At 62.9% G+C, this 19,102-nt stretch carries 20 protein-coding genes; 10 read left to right on the forward strand and 10 right to left on the reverse strand.

Annotation, left to right across the window (positions count from 1 at the left end):
- The first annotated feature begins 72 nt into the window (after nt 1-72).
- Nucleotides 73-1,719, forward strand: coding sequence for an iron ABC transporter permease (locus tag RX331_RS34105; RefSeq protein ID WP_317253961.1), 1,647 nt, complete (start codon nt 73-75; stop codon nt 1,717-1,719).
- Nucleotides 1,720-1,742: 23 nt separating this feature from the next.
- Here RX331_RS34105 and RX331_RS34110 read toward each other — a convergent pair whose 3' ends face one another.
- Nucleotides 1,743-2,639 carry a LysR family transcriptional regulator gene (locus RX331_RS34110; protein WP_317253962.1) on the reverse strand — a complete coding sequence of 299 codons (897 nt, stop codon included), beginning with the start codon at nt 2,637-2,639 and terminating at the stop codon, nt 1,743-1,745.
- Between the two features lie 135 nt (nt 2,640-2,774).
- Between RX331_RS34110 and styA the strand changes: the two genes are divergently transcribed.
- Both styA and RX331_RS34120 read left to right on the forward strand, forming a co-directional pair.
- A complete protein-coding gene (gene styA, locus RX331_RS34115) occupies nt 2,775-4,022 on the forward strand; it encodes a styrene monooxygenase subunit StyA (RefSeq protein WP_317253963.1) in 1,248 nt (415 codons plus the stop codon).
- A gap of 11 nt (nt 4,023-4,033) precedes the next feature.
- Complete coding sequence (locus RX331_RS34120) at nt 4,034-4,516, forward strand: flavin reductase family protein (protein WP_317253964.1); 483 nt, start codon at nt 4,034-4,036, stop codon at nt 4,514-4,516.
- Between the two features lie 17 nt (nt 4,517-4,533).
- On the opposite strand, the gene RX331_RS34125 is transcribed toward RX331_RS34120, so the two are convergent.
- The 7 genes from RX331_RS34125 to RX331_RS34155 all read right to left on the reverse strand — a co-directional run bounded on the left by RX331_RS34125 (nt 4,534) and on the right by RX331_RS34155 (nt 11,374).
- Nucleotides 4,534-5,196, reverse strand: coding sequence for a GNAT family N-acetyltransferase (locus RX331_RS34125; RefSeq protein ID WP_317253965.1), 663 nt, complete (start codon nt 5,194-5,196; stop codon nt 4,534-4,536).
- A 4-nt stretch (nt 5,197-5,200) separates the two neighbouring features.
- Nucleotides 5,201-5,851, reverse strand: coding sequence for a CoA transferase subunit B (locus RX331_RS34130; protein ID WP_317253966.1), 651 nt, complete (start codon nt 5,849-5,851; stop codon nt 5,201-5,203).
- A gap of 22 nt (nt 5,852-5,873) precedes the next feature.
- A complete protein-coding gene (locus tag RX331_RS34135; protein ID WP_161851842.1) occupies nt 5,874-6,581 on the reverse strand; it encodes a CoA transferase subunit A in 708 nt (235 codons plus the stop codon).
- 84 nt (nt 6,582-6,665) lie between these two features.
- Nucleotides 6,666-7,433: a hypothetical protein gene (locus RX331_RS34140; RefSeq protein WP_317253967.1), complete on the reverse strand. Its 768-nt coding sequence runs from the start codon at nt 7,431-7,433 to the stop codon at nt 6,666-6,668.
- Nucleotides 7,433-7,558 (reverse strand): hypothetical protein, encoded by a 126-nt coding sequence (locus RX331_RS34145; RefSeq protein ID WP_317253968.1) that lies wholly within the window; start codon nt 7,556-7,558, stop codon nt 7,433-7,435. Before RX331_RS34145 ends, RX331_RS34140 begins: the two co-directional genes overlap by 1 nt.
- Before the next feature lie 77 nt (nt 7,559-7,635).
- Nucleotides 7,636-8,064, reverse strand: coding sequence for a hypothetical protein (locus RX331_RS34150; RefSeq protein ID WP_317253969.1), 429 nt, complete (start codon nt 8,062-8,064; stop codon nt 7,636-7,638).
- A 49-nt stretch (nt 8,065-8,113) separates the two neighbouring features.
- The gene (locus RX331_RS34155; RefSeq protein WP_317253970.1) at nt 8,114-11,374 is read right to left on the reverse strand and encodes a CHAT domain-containing tetratricopeptide repeat protein; all 3,261 of its coding nucleotides are present in this window, start codon (nt 11,372-11,374) and stop codon (nt 8,114-8,116) included.
- Between the two features lie 481 nt (nt 11,375-11,855).
- Here RX331_RS34155 and RX331_RS34160 point away from each other — a divergent pair, with 481 nt between their 5' ends.
- Together RX331_RS34160 and RX331_RS34165 are read left to right on the forward strand one after the other, a co-directional pair.
- Nucleotides 11,856-13,781: an AsmA family protein gene (locus RX331_RS34160; RefSeq protein WP_317258304.1), complete on the forward strand. Its 1,926-nt coding sequence runs from the start codon at nt 11,856-11,858 to the stop codon at nt 13,779-13,781.
- Between the two features lie 100 nt (nt 13,782-13,881).
- Nucleotides 13,882-14,094, forward strand: a complete 213-nt coding sequence (locus tag RX331_RS34165; protein WP_317253971.1) for a hypothetical protein — start codon at nt 13,882-13,884, stop codon at nt 14,092-14,094.
- Nucleotides 14,095-14,131: 37 nt separating this feature from the next.
- Here RX331_RS34165 and RX331_RS34170 read toward each other — a convergent pair whose 3' ends face one another.
- Together RX331_RS34170 and RX331_RS34175 are read right to left on the reverse strand one after the other, a co-directional pair.
- Entirely contained in the window at nt 14,132-14,359 is a 228-nt protein-coding gene (locus tag RX331_RS34170) for a hypothetical protein (RefSeq protein WP_317253972.1), read from the reverse strand.
- Between the two features lie 147 nt (nt 14,360-14,506).
- The gene (locus RX331_RS34175) at nt 14,507-14,752 is read right to left on the reverse strand and encodes a hypothetical protein (RefSeq protein ID WP_317253973.1); all 246 of its coding nucleotides are present in this window, start codon (nt 14,750-14,752) and stop codon (nt 14,507-14,509) included.
- 149 nt (nt 14,753-14,901) lie between these two features.
- Between RX331_RS34175 and RX331_RS34180 the strand changes: the two genes are divergently transcribed.
- The 5 genes from RX331_RS34180 to RX331_RS34200 all read left to right on the forward strand — a co-directional run bounded on the left by RX331_RS34180 (nt 14,902) and on the right by RX331_RS34200 (nt 19,034).
- On the forward strand, nt 14,902-15,081 hold the full coding sequence (locus RX331_RS34180) for a DUF3072 domain-containing protein (protein ID WP_317253974.1): 180 nt from the start codon (nt 14,902-14,904) through the stop codon (nt 15,079-15,081).
- A 55-nt stretch (nt 15,082-15,136) separates the two neighbouring features.
- Entirely contained in the window at nt 15,137-15,520 is a 384-nt protein-coding gene (locus RX331_RS34185; RefSeq protein ID WP_317253975.1) for a TfoX/Sxy family protein, read from the forward strand.
- A gap of 219 nt (nt 15,521-15,739) precedes the next feature.
- A complete protein-coding gene (locus RX331_RS34190; protein ID WP_317253976.1) occupies nt 15,740-17,125 on the forward strand; it encodes an ABC transporter substrate-binding protein in 1,386 nt (461 codons plus the stop codon).
- 188 nt (nt 17,126-17,313) lie between these two features.
- On the forward strand, nt 17,314-18,186 hold the full coding sequence (locus RX331_RS34195) for a sugar ABC transporter permease (protein ID WP_317253977.1): 873 nt from the start codon (nt 17,314-17,316) through the stop codon (nt 18,184-18,186).
- Complete coding sequence (locus RX331_RS34200; RefSeq protein ID WP_283030173.1) at nt 18,183-19,034, forward strand: carbohydrate ABC transporter permease; 852 nt, start codon at nt 18,183-18,185, stop codon at nt 19,032-19,034. Before RX331_RS34195 ends, RX331_RS34200 begins: the two co-directional genes overlap by 4 nt.
- Nucleotides 19,035-19,102: the final 68 nt, after the last annotated feature.

Raw genomic sequence — 19,102 nt, forward strand, 5'->3', positions numbered from 1 at the left:
CCCCGCAAGGAGGGAGGGAGTCTACCTGCGCAAGCGGAAAAACTTCGGCTCTCCTCGTCGACGTGTGCCGGCGTGACGCCCACCTCGCGCTCCAGCCAGATCGCCGCCGCGATTGCGGTTGCGACGGCCATTCTCGTCGCCGCTCCCGTCATCTCCATCATCGCGCTCGCGCTGCAGCCTGCGCCTGACGTCTGGCAGCATCTGATCAACTATGTGCTGCCGGCCACTATTCTCGACACCGCACTGCTGCTCGGCGGCGTCGGCGTATTGTCGCTCGCGATGGGCGCCGGCACCGCGTGGCTGATCTCGCTGCATGATTTCCGCGGTCGCGGGATTTTGCTGTGGCTGGTGCCGCTGCCGCTGGCGATCCCGACCTATCTTGCCGCTTACGTCTATGTCGACCTGTTCGAACCGCTTGGCCTGGTCCACCGGACGCTGGCGCTGTGGCTGCCAATGCAGGACGCGGTGCGTATGCTGCCCAACTTGCGCTCGCTGCCCGGCGCCATCTTCGTGATCGCGCTGGTGCTTTACCCCTACGTCTATTTTTCAGCACGGCCGATGTTTCAGCTTCAGAGCGCCGAATTTGCGGAAGCGGCACGGACGCTTGGCGCCGGACGCTGGACCATCTTCTGGCGCGTCTCGCTGCCGATGGCGCGGCCGGCGCTGGCGGTCGGCGTCGCGCTGGTGTCGCTGGAGACGCTGAACGACATCGGCGCCAGCGAATATCTCGGCGTCCGCACCCTCACCGTCTCCGTGTTCACGACCTGGCTCAACCGCGGCAGCCTTGCCGGCGCGGCGCAATTGTCCTGCTTCATGCTCGCGATCGTCGCCGGGCTGATCGCGATCGAGCGTTACGGCCGCCGCAACATCAACGTGGAGTTCTCCGCCGAGAGCCCGCGGCTGACGCAGCGGACCGAGCTTGCCGGCCTCAAGGGTGCCGCGGCCCTCGCAGCCTGCCTGCTGCCGGTGGCGCTCGGCTTCCTCGTGCCGCTATCGTATCTCACCCACCAGAGCTTCAAGCGCGGGCTGTTTGCGAATTTCGATGCGGCGCTGTGGCGCGACGCCTTCAACTCGATCGCGTTCGCGACCATCGCGGCGCTGGCTTCGCTGCTGCTCGGCTTTGCCACCATTTTGGCCTGGCGCTGGCGGCCGAACGCGTTGCGCCTCATTGCCATGAACGTCGCACAGTCCGGCTACACCCTTCCGGGCCTGGTGCTGGCGATCGGGTTGCTCGGGCCGGTGCTCGCTATCGACAATTCGCTGAATGCGATCGCCGGATGGCTCGGGCGCGCCTCGCCGGGCCTGATCGTGGTCGGCTCCGGCGCCGCCGTCGTCATCGCCTATGTGATCCGGTTTCTGGCGGTGCCGACCGGGTTCATCAAGGCAGGCTTCGAGCGGATCCCGCGCGACTATGACGACAGCGCGCGCGCCGTCGGCGCCAGCCAGACCACGACGATGCGGCTGGTCCATCTGCCGCTGCTCCGCCCGGCCATGCTCGGCGCTGTCATCGTCGTGTTCGTGGACTGCCTGAACGAACTGCCGGCGACGCTGCTGCTGCGGCCGCTCAACGTCGACACGCTGGCGACCTCGATCTACCAATATGCCAGCCGCGGCAGCTTTGAGGAAGGCGCGCTGGCGGCGCTATTGATCGTCGCCGCCAGCATCGGCCCGGTTGCGTGGCTGACGCGGTTTTCGGATGTTCCGTCAGGGCCGGCATAGTCCGCTTCCAGTTCTCACCCGTCTTACGGCGTGGAGAATTGCCCGGCGCGCTTGATCAGCAGATCGAGGAAGCTTCGTGCCCGAAGCGACATCCAGTGCGTCTCGGGATAGACCGCGTGCAGCGGCAGCGCGGCAATCGAAAAATCCGGCAACAGGTTCTGCAACTGGCCACCGCGGATGCCGGCAAGCGCGCTCCATTCCGGCAGTATCGCGATGCCGAGATGATGCCTCACCGCCTGCTCCATCGCATCGGCATCGTCGACCAGAAGCGGCCCGGTGATCGAAACGACGTGGCGGCCGTGCTCGGATTCGAATATCCAGTCGTTGGCGGACGGCAGCCGCGAATAGACGATGCATTGATGCGCATTGAGATCGTCAGGCGCGCGCGGGACTGTGCGACCCTTGAGGTAGGCCGGCGTCGCGACCAGATAACGCCGCACCGTGCCGAGCCGCCGCGCAACGAGTGTGCTCGATTCGAGCTGCCCGATCCGCAGCGCCAGCTCGATCCCCTCTTCCACAAGGTTGACGAAACGCTCGCTGAAGCGGACGTCGAGGCGAACGCCCTGATAGGTCCTGATATATTCGGCGATGACGGGCATCAGGTAGCGCCGGCCGAACGACGAGGGCAGGCTCACCCGCAGCGTGCCGCTCGGCCGCAGCGAATTCTCCTCGACGTTGGCTCGGGCCAGATCGAAGTTGCCGAGAATCTGCCGGGCCAAATCATATATTCGCTGGCCTTCCGGCGTCGGCTTGAGCTTGCGCGTGGTGCGAAAGAATAGTTGCGTGCCGAATTCGCTTTCGAGCAGCGCGATGCGCTTGCTCACCGCTGGCTGGCCGATGCCGAGCTCATGGGCGGCGACGGAGAAACTGCCGCCCTCCAGGGCACGGACAAAGGCGCGCAGACAGTCGAGCCGGTCCATTCGATCATTCCTATTAGGAATAGATCATATCCTATCCATTCCGTTTTTCCCGGGCAAGTTCGCAGCTAGGCTGCAGCCAACAACGGGAGCGCGACCTCCCGGGCAATCCTTGGACAATCTTTTGGGGAGGCGGACATGAGGCGGCGCATCGGGATCGTTGGGGCCGGCATCGCCGGCCTGCACCTGGCCCTCTATCTTCAGAAGCACGGCGTCGACGCGACGTTGATCACCGACCGCGCGCCAGACGACTATCGCGGCATCCGCCTGCTCAACACGGTCGCGCATCACCATGTGACGATCGCGCGCGAGGACTATCTCGACGTCAATCACTGGGGCGATCCGAAACATCACTATTACTACCACGATCACTTCTTCAACTTCCCGCAGCCGATCAGCTTCCGCGGCTACTTCTCGCGGCCGAGCCGCGCGGTCGATTACCGCATCTACCTGCCGGTGCTGATGAAGGATTTTGCCGATCGTGGCGGCAGGATCGAATACCGCCGCATCGAGGAAGATGACATCATGCCGCTAGTCAATCGCTTCGACCTGCTCGTCGTCGCCAGCGGCAAGGGTCCGCTCGGCCAGCTGTTCGCCTACCGGCCCGAGCACTCGCCCTATTCCCAGCCACAGCGGCGCCTTTGTGTCGGGCTTTACACCGGCGTTCGCGAGCCGGACCCCATGAACGTGACGCTGTCGGTCTCGCCGGGGCATGGCGAGATGATCGTCATTCCCACCATCACCTTCAACGGCATCGCCAGCGCGCTTCTGATGGAGAACGTCCCGGGCGGCGACATGGAGGAACTGGCGACGCTGAGCTATGATGCAGACCGCAAGCGTTTCCTGCGCACCGTGCTTGACAAGCTCGAGAAGCATCATCCGACCACCTATGACCGCATCGACACCGCGCGCTTCGATCTCGCACAGCCGCTCGATTTGCTGCAGGGCGGCGTGGTGCCGACGGTTCGCAATACGGTGGTGGAATTCGACGGCGGCAAATGCGCGATTGCGCTCGGCGATGTTCATTCGGTCGTCGATCCCATGATGGGACAGGGCGCCAATGTCGCCTCCTACGCCGCTTTCGTGCTCGGCGAGGAGATCGTGGGCACCGACGTGCTCGATGCGCGCTTCTGCGAGAAGGTCGATCTCAAGCGGCAGGACCGCGTGCTGGCGGCGGCGCGGTGGACCAATATCATGCTGCAACCGCCGTCGGAGGCACTCGGCATGCTGATCGGCACGATGAGCCAGAACCAGGCGCTTGCCGACGAGTTTACCGAGAATTTCAACTATCCGGACCTTCAATGGGACCGCGTCGCCTCGGCCGACCGCATCCATGCCTGGATCGAGCGCAAGACGCCGGCGGTACCGGTGCGGGCCACGGCGTGAGCGAGCCTGCGATGCAGCGCGCCGACCCGCTTGCCTTCCGCCAGGCGGCGTCGCGCTTTGCGACGGGGGTTGCGGTACTGACCGCGCTCGACCGGCATGGCGCGGCCTGCGGCATGACGGCCAACAGTTTTGTCACGATCAGCCTCACGCCGCCGACCGTGCTGGTCTCGGTGAAACCAGGCAGGACGCATGAGGCGGTGTCAGCGAGCCGGCGCTACGGCGTTAACGTGCTGCCGGAACATGCGAAGGCGCTATCGAAGCATTTTGCGGATCAATCGCGCGAGGCATTTCCCGGCGACGACATTGTCGATGGCCTGCCGCGGCTGTCGAACTGCGTGGCGTTCTTCGCCTGCGAGGTGATCCGGACGATCGACGTCAGCGACCACACGCTGTTCATCGCCGAAGTATCCAGCTGCCATCACAGTGACAATCTTCCGCTGGTGTACTTCTCCAGCCGCTATCATCTGGGACCGGGGACACCCGCCGACCACTAATGCGCCTTGCGCGTTTGTCAGCTCGGTGCGCCGATCGCCCGCACGAACCGCCGGAAGCCCGGCGATCCCGTGATAGCCTCGAACGCCGGATCGCGCTTCTCTTCGGCGAAGGCAAAGCCGACCTTGGCATAACAACGCTCGGCCGCCTCGTTGCCAATCAGGAACGAAATCGGCGCAATCTCGAACCCCGCGGCCCTGCCAGCGGCGAGCGCATGCTCGATCAGCGCCTGCACCAGCCCGCGCCCGCGATATTCAGGTAGCGTCGCGACATGTTCGATCAGCCAGTCCCCTTCGCCGCCCTGCACCCAGCAGTTCACTCCATAGGTACCGCGCCGGAAGATCGCCTTCAGATCGGTGGCGCCCAGCCCCATTGCGGTCGCCACCTCCTGGATCGCCGCTCGCGCGGCCTCGGGGCCGGCCGCGGGCAGCGCGCACAGCGATGCCGCCGGCTCCCCCTCGACCTCGGCGACGATGAAGTGAGTGATGTGCCACCACGATGGCGTTGGCGCGAGCGCGATGCATTCGACGAACGCAAGACATTGCGGCTCGTCCCAACCGAGGGCGATGTCGAACCAGCCGCGCCGGAATGGGCCGCGCTGCGAGGCCAGGATGTTGCGGGCAATGAATCTTGCGTCTTCGCGACGCGCGGGACGGATCGCTACTTGCGACCGCCCCGCCATCACATCAGGCGTTCTTCAGCGCGACGCGGAATTCGGCCTCGGTCTTGGCCTTCACCTCGTCCAGCGTAACCCCGTCGGCGAGCTCGATCAGCGCCATGCCGTCCTTGCCGTGTTTGTCGATGGTGAAGACGGCAAGATCGGTCACGACCATGTCGACCACGCGCTCGCCGGTCAGCGGCAAATTGCACTTCTTCAGCAGTTTCGGGCCGTCCTTGGCGGAATGCTCCATCACCACAATCACCCGCTTGACGCCGGCGACGAGGTCCATCGCGCCGCCCATGCCCTTCACCATCTTGCCCGGGATCATCCAGTTGGCGAGATCGCCGTTCTGGGCGACCTGCATCGCGCCAAGGATCGATAGATCCATATGGCCGCCCCGGATCATACCGAAGGAGTCCGCGCTCGAGAAATAGCTGGTCGACGGCAGTTCGCTCACCGTCTGCTTGCCGGCGTTGATCAGGTCGGCATCTTCCTCGCCCTCGTAGGGGAACGGGCCCATGCCGAGCATGCCGTTCTCGCTCTGCAGGCTGACGTCCATGCCGTCGGGGATGTAGTTCGAGACCAGCGTCGGAATGCCGATGCCGAGATTGACGTAGTAGCCGTCGCGCAATTCCTTCGCGGCGCGCGCAGCCATCTGTTCACGGGTCCAGGCCATATCGTTTCTCCTGTGCGTGCGCTCAAGCAGCCGGCCGCGGGCGGGTGTTGCGGAATTCGATCCGCTTCTTGCCGGTGCCCACTTCAATGATGCGTTTGACGAAAATGCCGGGCGTGTGGATGTGGTCCGGATTGAGTTCGCCGGCCGGAACCAGCTGCTCGACTTCGGCCACGGTGATCTTCGCAGCGGTCGCCATCATCGGGTTAAAGTTGCGCGCGGTCTTGCGGTAGATCAAGTTACCGGCGGTGTCGCCCTTCCAGGCGTGCACGATGGCGAGGTCGGCAAACAGGCCGCGCTCCATGATGTACTTCTCGCCGTCGAATTCCTTCACTTCCTTGCCTTCGGCGATCAGCGTGCCGACGCCGGTCTTGGTGTAGAACGCCGGGATACCGGCGCCGCCGGCCCGGATGCGCTCGGCCAGCGTGCCCTGCGGGTTGAACTCGAGTTCCAGCTCGCCGGCGAGATACTGCTGCGCGAACAGCTTGTTCTCGCCGACATAGGACGAGATCATTTTCCTAATCTGCCGGGTTTCCAGCAGGCGGCTGAGGCCGATGCCGTCGACGCCCGCATTGTTGGAAACAACCGTCAGATTCTTGACGCCGGAATCGCGGATCGCGTCCGAAAGAGTTTCGGCGATACCGCACAGGCCGAAGCCGCCCGACATGATCATCATGCCGTCCTTGAGAACGCCATCGAGTGCCGATTTGGCGTCGGGATAAACCTTGTTCATGGAAATAAGACCTGATGAAGGGAACGGCCGAAAGCCGGCATTATCAGGAGTATTAGGCGAATTCTTCGCGGTGCGTCAATGCACTCAGCCGATGACGCCCTTCAGACCTGCGTATATGGAGCCTGCCGCGGTCCCAACCACCCCGAGCAGGGGACCCGCGGTCGTCATGAGGTCCTGGATGGTCCGCGCGCGGCGGCGAAGATGCTCCTCGCCGACATGCTGACCGAGCAGGCCGGCCAGCTTGTAAGCCACGGGATTGGGCTTGCCGCCGCCTTGCGTCATCGTCTTTGGCAAGATCTCGAAGATCAGCGATCCGAGAATGTTGCCAGTGACAAAGGCGAGCGCAATGCTCAGCGAATATTCAATCACTTCCCGCCACTCGACCCACGGCCCCGGTACGATCGGAACATTGTCGTTGATACCCGTGACGGTCAGCATGCATGTCACCGCGATCGCCGCGGTCAGAAACCCGACCAATATGGCGCCGCGAAAGCCGACCTTGTGACGCGCACGGATCAGCAGCCCGAACGGCAGCGGGATAATCACCGAGGCGAGCCGGAGATAAAGCGGGCTCACATTCAACGTGATGGTGACAAAGATGTGCGCGGCGACCAGCAGGATGACGGGTACGACGACATAGGCGAGCGAGTGAACAACGTAGAAATGGCCCGGCGAGCGAATCCGTTCGATGCGCGCGCGGGTACGGTCCAGTTCGCGCTGCAGCCCGTCCAGTTCCAGGACGATTTCCTGGATCTCGGCAATGACCGGGCGCACGATCCGCAGATCGCGCGAGCAATGCTTGCAAACGACGGCCTCATCCTTGATCGTTTCAGCGCAGAACGGGCATTCCATCAGGCTGACCGCTTTCGTTTCCGCCGGAGCGCTTCGAGCTCGGTGCGCGCCTGGTCCAGTTCCAGCCGCAACATGTCACGCTTGCGAGCCAGTTCGTCGCGCTCGGTGAGCAGCTTTTCCGGCACGGCTATTTCGCGCGAGCAGGAACCGCAGACGCGCGCCGCTGGCGGATTTTCGCGCGCGCAATATGGACAGGCGGTGCTCAGGGCACAACCTTGAGGAGGAAGCTCGTGGTCCCGATGCGCCCGTCACTGTCCTTGACGTCTACGCGCACCATATGCTCGCCGGCTGGCAACTCGACTTCCGGAATGTCGATGCCGGACGGTTGCACAAAGGCTTTTATCCGCTGCGTGAGATCGACGTTCGGGGTGCGGAGATAGATCACCTTGACGGAGGTAGGATCGATCTTCGCTCCGCCATACGGTTCAAATTTCAATTGAAAGCGCATCGGAGATCGAAGCTCTCCCGGGCTTGTCACCACGTCGACTTTGGGTCCTCGCGTGATCCCCCGCCGTTCCGTTATCACCGCGCCTTTCGGCGGCGGCAACGCCGCTTCCTCGGGGGTGATCAGAACCTGCGCAGCGCGTGCCGGCGACGAACCTGCGATGGCCGCAGCACTTGCCAACAGCACCCCCAATTTCCAACTTCGCACGATTGCTCTTCCTCCCCTCGTTACCAACCTATCGCACACCGCCGTCGCCAATGATGCTGTATGGCGCCCAGAATAACGGATGGGCATAGGCGAATTCTGTCTTGCCATCGGGGCCGGCATAACCCGGGCCGTCGATCAGCGCCATCATCGCCTGCCGCAAGGCTTCGCCGCGCGTCAGTTTCGGATCCTGCGCCTGCCGCTTGAACAGGTCGGCCACCAGTTCGCGTGCCGACTGGGAATGAACCGACCAGTTGGTCACCAGGAGCGCGCGGGTGCCGGCATAGAAAAAGGCGCGGCCGAGACCCGATGCCGCCTCGGCTCCGGCGCCCGCGCCGGTACCGGTGTTGCACGCCGACAGCACCACCCAGTCGGCATCGAGCTTGAGGCCAAGTATTTCCTCCATGGTCAGCAGCCCATCGCCCTCGCCGCCGGTCACGGTCGGAGAGGACATCGCCAGCGCCGGCTGCGACAGGCCGTTCAGCTCTCCAGGCACCAGGCCGTGGGTCGCGAACGCCAGCACCTTGAAGCCGGACAGATCCATCGTCTTGACCGCCTGCTCGCTCGCCTGCTTGCCGAGGTTCAGAACCTTTGACGGATCGGCCTGCAACGCCAGCGCAATCGATTTCAACTCTTCCGACGTGTCTGGAAGTCGCGGCAACATTGCCAGTTCAGCGCTGTCGACGCCATCGAGCTTGACGCTGTTGCGCCGTTTCAACGGACCGCCGCGCGTGGTATTGCCGCTGGCGTCGGCGAGTCTGACCTTTTCGCTGGCGATGGCTTCAGCTTCCTGCTCCTTGCTGAAATAGGGATCGCCGAACGCAATCAACTCGCTGCGCCCCGCCTTGCCCGGCGGCAATTGCCGCAGCGTGCGCAGCGCCGCCGCTGACGGCACGGTGGTGATGGCATGGGTGCGCGCCAGCCAAGGTACGTCCTTGTAGCTTGAGAACAGCGGATCGTCGTCGCTGCGAGCTTCAGACGGCGCGGTCGGCAACAGTGACAGCGGCAGCAGGCCGAGCGCGCCATTGGTCACCATGATGAGGTTATTCGCCGGCTTCCATCCGCTTTCCACCGGCTGCAGCAGTAGCGAATAGAGTTCATGGGCGAGCTTGAGATCGAATGGCGGAATGTCCGAAATCATCGCAGCCTGCGGCTCCAGAGCCTCGCGCAGCTTGCGCACCTTGCTTTCGATGTCGCCACTGCTTGCCTTGATCGCGGCGAATGCGACCGGACCGCTCTTCGGGACGGCCCAGACGAAGCTGTAGTTCTGTCCGAAATAGAACGACAGCATCGCCTCGTCCTCAGCCAGCGTCGCCCTGATGTGCTCGACCGACGGTGGTTTCGGTGAGACCAGGCCGGCATAGGCCGGGAAGCGCTGGCCGATCTCCTGCTGCGCCTTGAGGCGATCGGCGCGCAGGGCGTTGATCGAGGCGTTTATCGCCTGCACGCCCTTCTCGTCCCGTTCCGCCGATGACAGCGACAGCACGTTGTTCAGCGTGCCCAGTTGCGCGTTGATCTGCTTGCCAAGGTCCTGCTCCTTGCGCACCAGTTCGGCCAGTGCCGGATCGCTGGCCGCGGCGCGTGCGCTCGAGGCTGCGAGCGCCTGCTGCACGGAGCGACCTCGAATGGCATCGGCCAGGCTGAAGGTCTCGGCACCGATCTCGCCGGAAGCGTTTTTCTCGCGCGCCAGCATGACGAGGTAGGCTTCGACAGTATTCTGCAGGCGGAGGTTACGTGCAGCGACCGCGGTCGTATCGTCATCCGCATTCTCGCGGGAGTATGCCATCAGAATTGGGATCGCGGTGCGGAATTCGCGAGCAGCTTCCGCGTCGCGTCCGGCGCGCATCAGACCGACCGCCAGAATGCCGCGTGCCAAGGCTGTATCGGCATGATTTTCTCCGACCCTGGAAACCTGCCTCTTCACGAGTTGCTCGGCGGCCGCAATGCCGGCATCGACCTGCCCGGCGGCATAGAGCGAGGTGATGCGTCCGCCACCTAGTTCAAAGCTCTGCCGTCGCGCCGGCTCCCAGTTGGCGATCGCCTTGTCCAGCTGCGCGAACACGGCAATCGCAGCTCCCCCCTTACGCTGCAGGTTCAGGATATTGCCAAGCTGCGAAAGCTGCTGCACGTTCGAGAGCGAATCCTCGGCAATGCCGACGGTTCGGATGATCTCAAGAGAAACCCGGACCAATTGCTCAGCTTCGGCGTAACGGCCCTGCTCGACCAGAATGTCGGCTAATCCGGTAACAAAGCGCGGCGTGATCGGATTGTACTTGCCTTGGTTCTTCAATTGCGAGAGCAGCGCACGGCGCGCATCGACCTCGGCTTCCTGCAGCCGCCCTTGTCGCGCTTTTACCCTGGCCTGGCTCACGACGTTGAAATCGACTGCGAGCACCATACTGGACTCCGACGGCGGACTCTCGGAGGCCAACATCGGCTTGATTGCCGCTCGTTTGCGCATTTCGGCCAGCTTGTACGAAGTCTCAGCATCGCGATACTGTCCCCGCGCTTCAAAAATCATGGCGCGACCGATTTCGACTTCGGCCTCCCAGTTCTGGCCGTAGGTGTTGTATGCCGCCCGCATCAAGGGATTGCCGCTGGTCCGCGCTTCCTGAAGCAGCGGCTGGCTGCGGCGGAGATAAGCTTCAGCCTGCCCGATATCGCCCATCTGAATAAGATAGGTGGCAATAGCCCGGTTGGCACCGATCGAGAATCCCCTCGCTCCCCTTTGGTTGGACGTCTCGCGAATCAGCCGCTGATACACTTCAACGGCCTTCTTGGGATCGCCTGCCGCGCCGTGCTGCTGGGCGGCGAGCGTAATAAACCTTCCCATCAGGAGGGCAGAAACGGTCCCACGTCCGACTTCCATGGCTTTGTAGGCGTCGGCGATGGAATCGGCCAGCCGGCCGAGCTGGGCACGTGCGTTACCGCGATCGAAATAGAATTGAGCGAGGTCCTCGCCTGCCTCCCTGCCCGGCTTGGCATCAGCCTTCGCTTTCAGCGCCTCGATCGTCTTGAGATCGGCCTTCTCGCTGTCCAGGATCGCGGTAATGTCGGTGATCGTTCTCGGCGGCGCGACGAAGCCGGCCGGTTGCGCGCTACCGGGCGCCACCTTGGGCGCGACTTCGGTTGGAATCGCGACCGCTACGTTGGCGCGGCCGTTGGCCTTGTCGAGCGCGGCCTTGACACAGGCGCGTACACGTGGCGTCGCTTGGGCACGGCAGGCTTCGAGATTTTCCCTGCCGCCGGAGGCGCGCATGCACGCCTGAACCATCGGGCGGCCGACGCTCATCCGGCAATTTTCTATCGCCGCTTCGATGCTCAGCGCCTGCGCCGCGGAGGCCAACATAACAAGAATTGCCGTCGAAATGGCGCATTTTGAAGTGGCGCCGGATGTCAGAAAGTTCTTGGGCAGGAGCAAACGGGCGCTATTAGCCGAAACCATGGATGACCCCCTTAATAAAAATCAGGGCCGGACAATATTGGGAAATACTAGCAAGTTTCTTCGGGGCCGCCATGAGATTTTCGGCCCACGCTTCGGACCTTCTGGTGATCCGTAATGGTACGGGAATGGTACGGCTTCGGGCGGCCGAGCCCTGGGTTTGCGATCCGCCGCCGGAACCGACCCCGGGCTGGCCTTGAAAGGGTCACGAAAACGCTTCAAGTTGTGTGAATTGGCACGGGCTAATCTTTGCGCGGCCTGCCCTAATCAAGATAAACGCTATAGCAGTAACCCGACTTCGGTTTAACCAGATCCGGATATGTCATTGACGATGGCCCAAGGAATGAAGCGCCTCGGGATGCCGATTGCGGCAGTGTTTGCCGTCGCCGTGCTCGCGTTGATCGGAACCTCCTGGTTCCTCAACCGCGATGCGCTCCGGCAGGCGGTCGAGGCGCAGATCCGCGCCGTCACCGGGCTCGATCTGGTTGTTTCAGGCGCGATCGACGTGTCCGTGTTTCCGGGCAGCTACGTCTCCTTTCACAATGTCGGGCTGAAGGGCGGTGGCACCACCGATCCCGCGCTGCAGGTCGACGTGCTGACCGCCAACCTGCGCCTGCTGCCGCTGCTGCTGCGCCGCTTCGAGATCGCCGATGTCATGATGCTGCGGCCGCATATCCGCGTCGTCAGGGAGGCAAGCGGAGAAAGCAACTGGACGCCGTTCGTCGAACGGATCGCGCGCACGATGCGGCCCGGCGCGGAAAATCAAGTGTCGTTTTCCGAGATCAGGATTCAGGATGGCGTGCTGAAATACGAGGACGCCGCCAATAATCTCAAGGAACAGCTCGGCGACATCGATCTCTCGCTGGCCTGGCCCTCGATCTCGCGTTCGTTCGCGGCGACCGGCCAGTTCGACTTTCGCGGCGAACGCGTCGACGGCTCGATCTCCGCCAGCGACTTCGTCGCGATGCTCTCGGGCGACCGCTCGGGCCTGAAGGCGCGGCTGATCAGCGCACCCTTAAAACTCGCGTTCGACGGCTCGGTTGCCAACCGCACCAGCCTGATGATGGAAGGCACCATGACCGTCGACAGCCTGTCGCTGCGCAACGCGCTGCGCTGGATGGGAGGACAGGTGCCCGGCAGCGGCGGCTTCGGCCGTTTCGCGCTGAAGGCCCGCGCCAACGTCGTCGGCGCCTCGGTGGCGCTCACCAACGTGAATGTCGAGCTCGACGGCAACGTCGCCGAAGGCGTGATGACCGTCGCCAATAACGGCCGTCAGACGCTGCAGGCAACGCTCGCCGCCGGCAACCTCGATTTCACGCCGTACATATCGACGTTCCGCCTTTTGGCGAGCGGCGCGCGCGACTGGAACAGGCAGTTGTTCGACCTGTCGTCGCTCTCCGCCACCGATCTCGATATGCGCTTGTCGGCTGCGCGGGTGACGGTCGGCGGGACCAAGCTCGGCCGCACTGCCCTCGGCGCCAATTTGCGCAACGGCGCGCTGGCGCTCTCGGTCGGCGAGGCGCAGATGTATGGCGGCATTGCCAGGGGTTCGTTCGGGATCGCGCGCTCGGACGCAGTCGCCGACGTCAAGGCGCAGTTGCAGTTCACCGATGTCGACCTGCAGGCTTGCGCCAATGAATTGTTCGGCATCACAAAGCTGTCCGGCCGCGGCAATCTCGGTGTCTCGCTGGTGGCGTCAGGCGCCAGCCCGTTCGGCCTCGCCTCCTCGCTCGACGGCACCGCAACCCTGGTCGGCCATGACGGCGCGATCGCGGGCTTCAATATCGAGCAGTTGCTGAAACGGCTGGAGCGGCGGCCGCTGTCCGGCAGTGGTAATCTGCGCAGCGGCTCGACGCCCTACGACAGTCTCAACGTTTCCGTGCGCTTCAACGACGGCATTGCCACCGTGGAGGATATCCGCGTCGACGGCCCGACGACGCGCCTGACGCTCACCGGCACCGCTTCGGTGCCGAGCCGCGAATACGACCTCAAGGGCGTCGCCAGCCTGACGGCGGCTGCGTCCGGCGGTGACAAGGGGTTTGAGCTGCCCTTCGTGGTGCAGGGCCCGTGGGACGATCCGCTGGTATTTCCCGATCCCGAGAGCCTGATCCGCCGTTCGCCAGGCGCGGCCCCGCTGCTTGACGCCGTAAAGGACCGCAAGACGCGCGACGCGGTGCGCTCGGTGATCGAGCGGTTTACCGGCGGCGGAGCGAAACCGGCGGCGCCGGAGACCGCTGACGGCGCGAAGGCGAATTGATCGCCGGCCATCTCAATTAAATGAGAGCGGCCTGAGCGGCAGTCGCCGGGCGGCCAGTTCCATATTATGCTTGGCGCAATGCCGGATTGGAGCTCGTGGAATGAGTGCCGACATTGCCTTCGACGCCAACATCCTCTTTGCATTGCTGACCATCGTGGCGATCGGTTCAATGTACCTCGCCGGCCGAATTGCCGAGCGGCGCGGACGGCGCTTCACGGTGTGGGCGTGGATTGCCGCGTTTATCGGGCCGCTGGCGCTTCCGCTCATCTTCCTGTTTCCGAACAGGCATCGCGGTAACGCCGGCTACGTCTAGACGAGCGTAGCCGAAGCCTTTCGTCCCGCTCGCTTCACTACGGCACGTCATTGCCCCGGCCACCCCCGACACCATACGGCTTGTTCAGAAAATAACTCCGGTTACCCAGCGCCGCTTCGGCATATTGATCGATCGCGACGATGATCGCCTGGACATGGGCGTGGCACCAGCCTTCGCGCGTCGCCATGATGCGGACTTCCGCCAGCGCGTTTATCCACGGCGGGTTGTCCGCGCTGTGATCGTACCATCGGAGCGGTCCTGACATCGCCGGCCTCTGTTGATGAAATCTTCCAGCTCCGCCCGCTTGCGCGAGAGCAGGAGCTGCGCCCTTGCATTGTTCAGGCCGGATTGATCGCGCTGGCGCGCAAGCTGGTCCAGCTCGATAATCCGCCGGCGCAGGGCCTCTACAGTGTCATCGCTCACGGCCGTTGGGCACGCCGGTAGAGGGCTTCCGGCCGACCGCACGGGCCTCCAGCTTCAGCCGCTCATCGACACTGAGCAGCCGCTCCTCGCCGCCGAGCCGGTTCCGCTCGCCGATCAGGCCGACCATTGTGGCCCGCATGGCCATGAGATGCGTGGCGGCGACCGAGCAATCCTCATCCCGGTTCACCTGTTTGCGGATGTTATCCTCCGCGCTCCGCATATCCGTCCGCAACATTCTGATTTTTCTACGAATTTCATTAAGTTTGTTATCCATGGGCCACCTCACTGCGGTAGAACCCTATAAGAACAAATAAAGAACAAATTTCAAGTTAAGAGTCGACATCCAATTGAAAATTCTCTGATGAAAAATCCTTGGAGTTCCCGATGTCCCGCCTCCCCGACCAGGTGGACGCCCCGATGACGCCCCGCCAACTGGCAACCCTGCGCAGCCTCAGCGCTGAGGCCTATCAGCCCAAACTGTTCGCGAAGAATTTGACGGCACAGGAGGCCGAACGACGTATCGCGGCGCTCAAGGCGGAGATCGAGCTGGCGAATTCGTTTTGAAGATCCCGCATATCACCGCGCTCTGCGAGTTGCATATTTTTGCGATGGACAGAAAATGGTTGCGAGCGAGTCCTTTGCCGAATTCCTGCGTGAGCAACTCGCCCCGCTCGGCGGCATCACCATGCGGCGCATGTTCGGCAAGACCGGCGTGTTCTGCGACGGCGTGATGTTCGGCATGGTGACGGAGAACACGCTCTATCTCCGGGTCGATGACGAGAGCAAGGAAGCGTTCAAGGAGGCCGAGGCCTATCCGCCGCTCAACTACGCGAAGGGCGGCGGCACCATCGATCTCTCTTTCTGGCGCATCCCCGAGCGGCTGTTCGACGAGCCTGAGGAATTTGTCGCCTGGGCGCGATCCGCGCTGGCGGCGGCGCACCGCGTTGCCGCGATCAGGGAACGCGCGGCGCCAAGACGGAAAGCCCGGCGCAAGGCGGATTAGCGTCAGCCATCATTGGATTTTGGCCCGTCATCGGTCAGGTCAGGGGCCGATTGGTTCCGCTTCATCAAAGCTTTAACGAATTGACCGGCTCGCCCGCAATGACGCCACAAACGATCCCTCCCCTACAGAAGTCTGGGATTTGCTGGCTGGATATGGCTGCATGGTTGCGCTATCATTATCCAACCGGTTAAAAAGCCCGGCGTTTTCAGGGAGAACAACGTGATATCCAGGAGACTAAAGTCATTTTCGCTCGCCGTTGCTGCCGTCGGGCTGTTTTACGCCACGGCACCCGCGCTCGCCCAGCAGAAGACCATCACCGTCTGGTTCGGCAAAGGCTTCTACAAGTCTGAGGACGACGCACTGCTCGAGGCGATCAAGAAATTCGAGGCCAAGACCGGCATCAAGGTCGAATTGTCGCAATACGCCATCCAGGACATGATTCCGAAGACGGTGGCGGCGCTGGATTCCGGCACTGTGCCGGATGTCGCCTATTCCGACAGCTATGACGTGCAGGCGCAGGGCAAGTGGGCGTTCGAAGGCAAGCTGGAAGATCTTTCCGACATCATGACGCCGATGAAGCCGGCATTCGCGCCGAACACGCTGGAGACCGTCAACCTCTACAACGACGTCGCCAAGAAGCGCGCCTATTACGGCTTCCCGCTGAAGCAGCAGAGCATGCATGTGCAGATCTGGCAGGACATGCTGGAGCAGGCCGGCTTCAAGCAGAGCGACATCCCGACCAAGTGGGAAGACTACTGGTCGTTCTGGTGCGACAAAGTGCAGCCGGCGATCCGCAAGGCGACCGGTCAGCGCATCTATGCCGTCGGCCAGCCGATGGGCGTGGAATCCACCGACAGCTTCCAGTCGTTCTACACCTTCATGGACGCTCACAATGTCAAGCTGGTCGATGACGAGGGCAAGCTCCTGGTCGACGATCCAAAGACGCGGGAAAACCTGATCAAGGCGCTCAAGGATTACACCGATACCTACATCAAGGGCTGCACGCCGCCCTCCTCCACCACCTGGAAGGACCCGGACAACAACGTTGCCTTCCACAACAAGACGATCGTGATGACGCACAACTTCACGATCTCGATCGCGGCGAAGTGGCTCGACGACGCCAACAACCCGGCGCTGACGCCGGAGCAGCGCGCGCTCGGCAAGAAGAACTACGAAGAGGTTATCATCACCGCAGCCTTCCCGAACAAGCCGGACGGTACCCCGATCAAGTATCGCTCCGACGTCAAGACCGGTCTGATGTTCGCGTCCGCCAAGAACAAGGCGGAGGGCAAGGAGTTCGTCAAGTTCCTGATGCAGGAAGAGAATCTCCGCCCGTACATCGAAGGCGCGCTCGGGCGCTGGTTCCCGGTGACGACGGCCAGCCAGCAGAGCCCGTTCTGGCAGGCTGACCGGCATCGCAAGGCGGTGTACAATCAGTTCACCGGCGGCACCACGCCGTTCGACTTCACCAAGAACTGGAAGTTCACGATTCTCAACAACGAGAACGTCTGGGCCAAGGCGATGAACCGCGTGGTGAGCGAGAAGGTGCCGGTCGACAAGGCCGTCGACGAACTGATCGCCCGCATCAAGCAGGTCGCGGGTTAGAGTACCCATTGCCGGCCGCCGCGGTGTGCTGTCGTCCCTGCGAACGCAGGGACCCATACGCCGCGGCGGCCGTTTTGAAAGATGCTGGTCAACGGCTTTGCGCAACAACAACCGCCTGTGGTTATGGGTCCCTGCGTTCGCAGGGACGACGGCGTAGCCGGGGCAGACATGTCGTCTAAGAGTAATCTATGGCAATCACGCTTTCAGGCGATCACGCGATCCCAAGCCCGCCTCTGTCAGCCCGCCTGACGACGCCGCAGATCTGGGGCATCCTGCTGCTGGCGCCCTATCTGCTCGTGTTCCTGGCCTTCGTGGTCTACCCCGTCGGCTACGGCCTGTGGCTGGCGCGGCATCCGGCAAGCTATGTCGCGCTCTGGCATGACCCGATCTTCGCGCGCGCCGCCGTCAACACGCTGATCTTCCTCTTGGTCGGTATCAACGTCAAAATGGCGATCGCGCTGTTTTTGTCCGGCTTCTTTGCGCAGCAGCGCACCTGGATCAAATGGCTGTCGGTGCTGTTCATCCTGCCCTGGGCGGTGCCGTCGATCCCCACCATCCTGTCCGTGCGCTTCATGCTCAATCCGGAATGGGGCGTGATCAACCAGCTGATCTTCAAGTTCACCGCCGAGGACGGCCCGAACTGGCTGAACGACCCGACGGTGGCGCTCGGCATGGCGATCGGCGTGCACATCTGGAAATCGCTGCCATTCTGGACGCTGATCCTCTTGACCGGGCGCCTTGCGATCTCGCACGACCTTTATGAGGCGGCCGAGGTCGACGGCGCGAGTTGGTCGCAGAAATTCCGCTACATCACCTGGCCGTCAATGCAGACGCTCTACATCACCTGCACGCTGCTCTCGATGATCTGGACGCTTGGCGACTTCAACAGCGTTTACCTGCTCACCGGCGGCGGCCCCGCCGACCTCACCCACGTGCTGGCCACCCTCGGTATCCGCTATCTCCGGCTCGACCAGCTTTCGCTCGCGATGGCCTCGATCGTCTGCGCGCTGCCGCTGGTGCTGCCGCTGGTTTATTTCATGATGAAACGGTTGTCGCGATGAAGCTGCCCTCCCTCAAAGAAATCGGTAACGAGGCCAAGCTGCTTCTGATCGGCATTCCCGTGCTGATCTGGACGATGGTGCCGATCTACCACATGTTCCTGTTCGCGATCTCGCCGAAGGAGGACGCGTTCTCGGGAAAACTGTGGCCAGCGCATCCGACGCTGAACAATTTCAAGATCGTGTTCTACCAGGAGCACTACTTCCTGCGCGATTTCTGGATCCAGTTCTTCAATTCGGTGGTGATCGCGCTTTCCGCCGGCGCGTTGACGCTGGTGATCGCAACCGCCGCCGCGTTCTCGATCTCGCGGCTGCGCGTCCCCGGCGGGCGCTGGGTGATGAATCTGGCGCTGCTCACCTACTTCATCCCCGCGGCGTTCCTTGCCGTGCCGATGTACCGCACCATGGGCAATTACGGCCTCCTCAACAATCACTGGTCGCTGATCCTGGCGATGGTGACGATTGCCTCGCCCTACGCGATCTGGGTGTTGAAGCAGGCCTCCGACAAGCTGCCGGTCGAGCTCGATGAAGCCGCCACCATGGACGGCGCCACCACGCTGCAGCTGTTCCGCCTGGTCTATGTGCCGCTGATGATGCCTTCGCTGGTCGCGATCGGCACCTACGCGATCCTGCTCGCCTGGAACGAATATCTCTACGCGTTCCTGCTGCTCTCCAAGGATACCGAGATCACGCTGCCCGTCGCGCTCGGCAACTTCCTGGCCGCGGACGACTCGCCGTGGGAACTCTTGATGACCACCGGCTTCATCTACGCCCTGCCGCCGGCCGCGATCTATTACGCGTTCAAGCGGTACATGGTGGGCGGACTGACAGCCGGCGCGGTTAAATCCTGAACGTACCTTCGCCGTCATTGCGAGGAGCGCAAGCGACGAAGCAATCCATCTCTCGGCAAGTGGAGCCA

The sequence above is a fragment of the Bradyrhizobium sp. BWA-3-5 genome, assembly GCF_032917985.1.
In the GTDB taxonomy this organism is placed as follows: Bacteria; Pseudomonadota; Alphaproteobacteria; order Rhizobiales; family Xanthobacteraceae; genus Bradyrhizobium.

Excerpts from the sequence above, each read along its gene's own strand:
- RX331_RS34110 (WP_317253962.1), bottom strand. The coding sequence starts at position 2,639 with ATGGACCGGCTCGACTGTCTGCGCGCCTTTGTCCGTGCCCTGGAGGGC.
- styA (WP_317253963.1), top strand. The coding sequence starts at position 2,775 with ATGAGGCGGCGCATCGGGATCGTTGGGGCCGGCATCGCCGGCCTGCAC.
- RX331_RS34120 (WP_317253964.1), top strand. The coding sequence starts at position 4,034 with ATGCAGCGCGCCGACCCGCTTGCCTTCCGCCAGGCGGCGTCGCGCTTT.
- RX331_RS34125 (WP_317253965.1), bottom strand. The coding sequence starts at position 5,196 with ATGGCGGGGCGGTCGCAAGTAGCGATCCGTCCCGCGCGTCGCGAAGAC.
- RX331_RS34130 (WP_317253966.1), bottom strand. The coding sequence starts at position 5,851 with ATGGCCTGGACCCGTGAACAGATGGCTGCGCGCGCCGCGAAGGAATTG.
- RX331_RS34135 (WP_161851842.1), bottom strand. The coding sequence starts at position 6,581 with ATGAACAAGGTTTATCCCGACGCCAAATCGGCACTCGATGGCGTTCTC.
- RX331_RS34140 (WP_317253967.1), bottom strand. The coding sequence starts at position 7,433 with ATGGAATGCCCGTTCTGCGCTGAAACGATCAAGGATGAGGCCGTCGTT.
- RX331_RS34155 (WP_317253970.1), bottom strand. The coding sequence starts at position 11,374 with ATGAGCGTCGGCCGCCCGATGGTTCAGGCGTGCATGCGCGCCTCCGGC.
- RX331_RS34160 (WP_317258304.1), top strand. The coding sequence starts at position 11,856 with ATGGCCCAAGGAATGAAGCGCCTCGGGATGCCGATTGCGGCAGTGTTT.
- RX331_RS34165 (WP_317253971.1), top strand. The coding sequence starts at position 13,882 with ATGAGTGCCGACATTGCCTTCGACGCCAACATCCTCTTTGCATTGCTG.
- RX331_RS34170 (WP_317253972.1), bottom strand. The coding sequence starts at position 14,359 with ATGTCAGGACCGCTCCGATGGTACGATCACAGCGCGGACAACCCGCCG.
- RX331_RS34175 (WP_317253973.1), bottom strand. The coding sequence starts at position 14,752 with ATGTTGCGGACGGATATGCGGAGCGCGGAGGATAACATCCGCAAACAG.
- RX331_RS34180 (WP_317253974.1), top strand. The coding sequence starts at position 14,902 with ATGTCCCGCCTCCCCGACCAGGTGGACGCCCCGATGACGCCCCGCCAA.
- RX331_RS34185 (WP_317253975.1), top strand. The coding sequence starts at position 15,137 with ATGGTTGCGAGCGAGTCCTTTGCCGAATTCCTGCGTGAGCAACTCGCC.
- RX331_RS34195 (WP_317253977.1), top strand. The coding sequence starts at position 17,314 with ATGGCAATCACGCTTTCAGGCGATCACGCGATCCCAAGCCCGCCTCTG.
- RX331_RS34200 (WP_283030173.1), top strand. The coding sequence starts at position 18,183 with ATGAAGCTGCCCTCCCTCAAAGAAATCGGTAACGAGGCCAAGCTGCTT.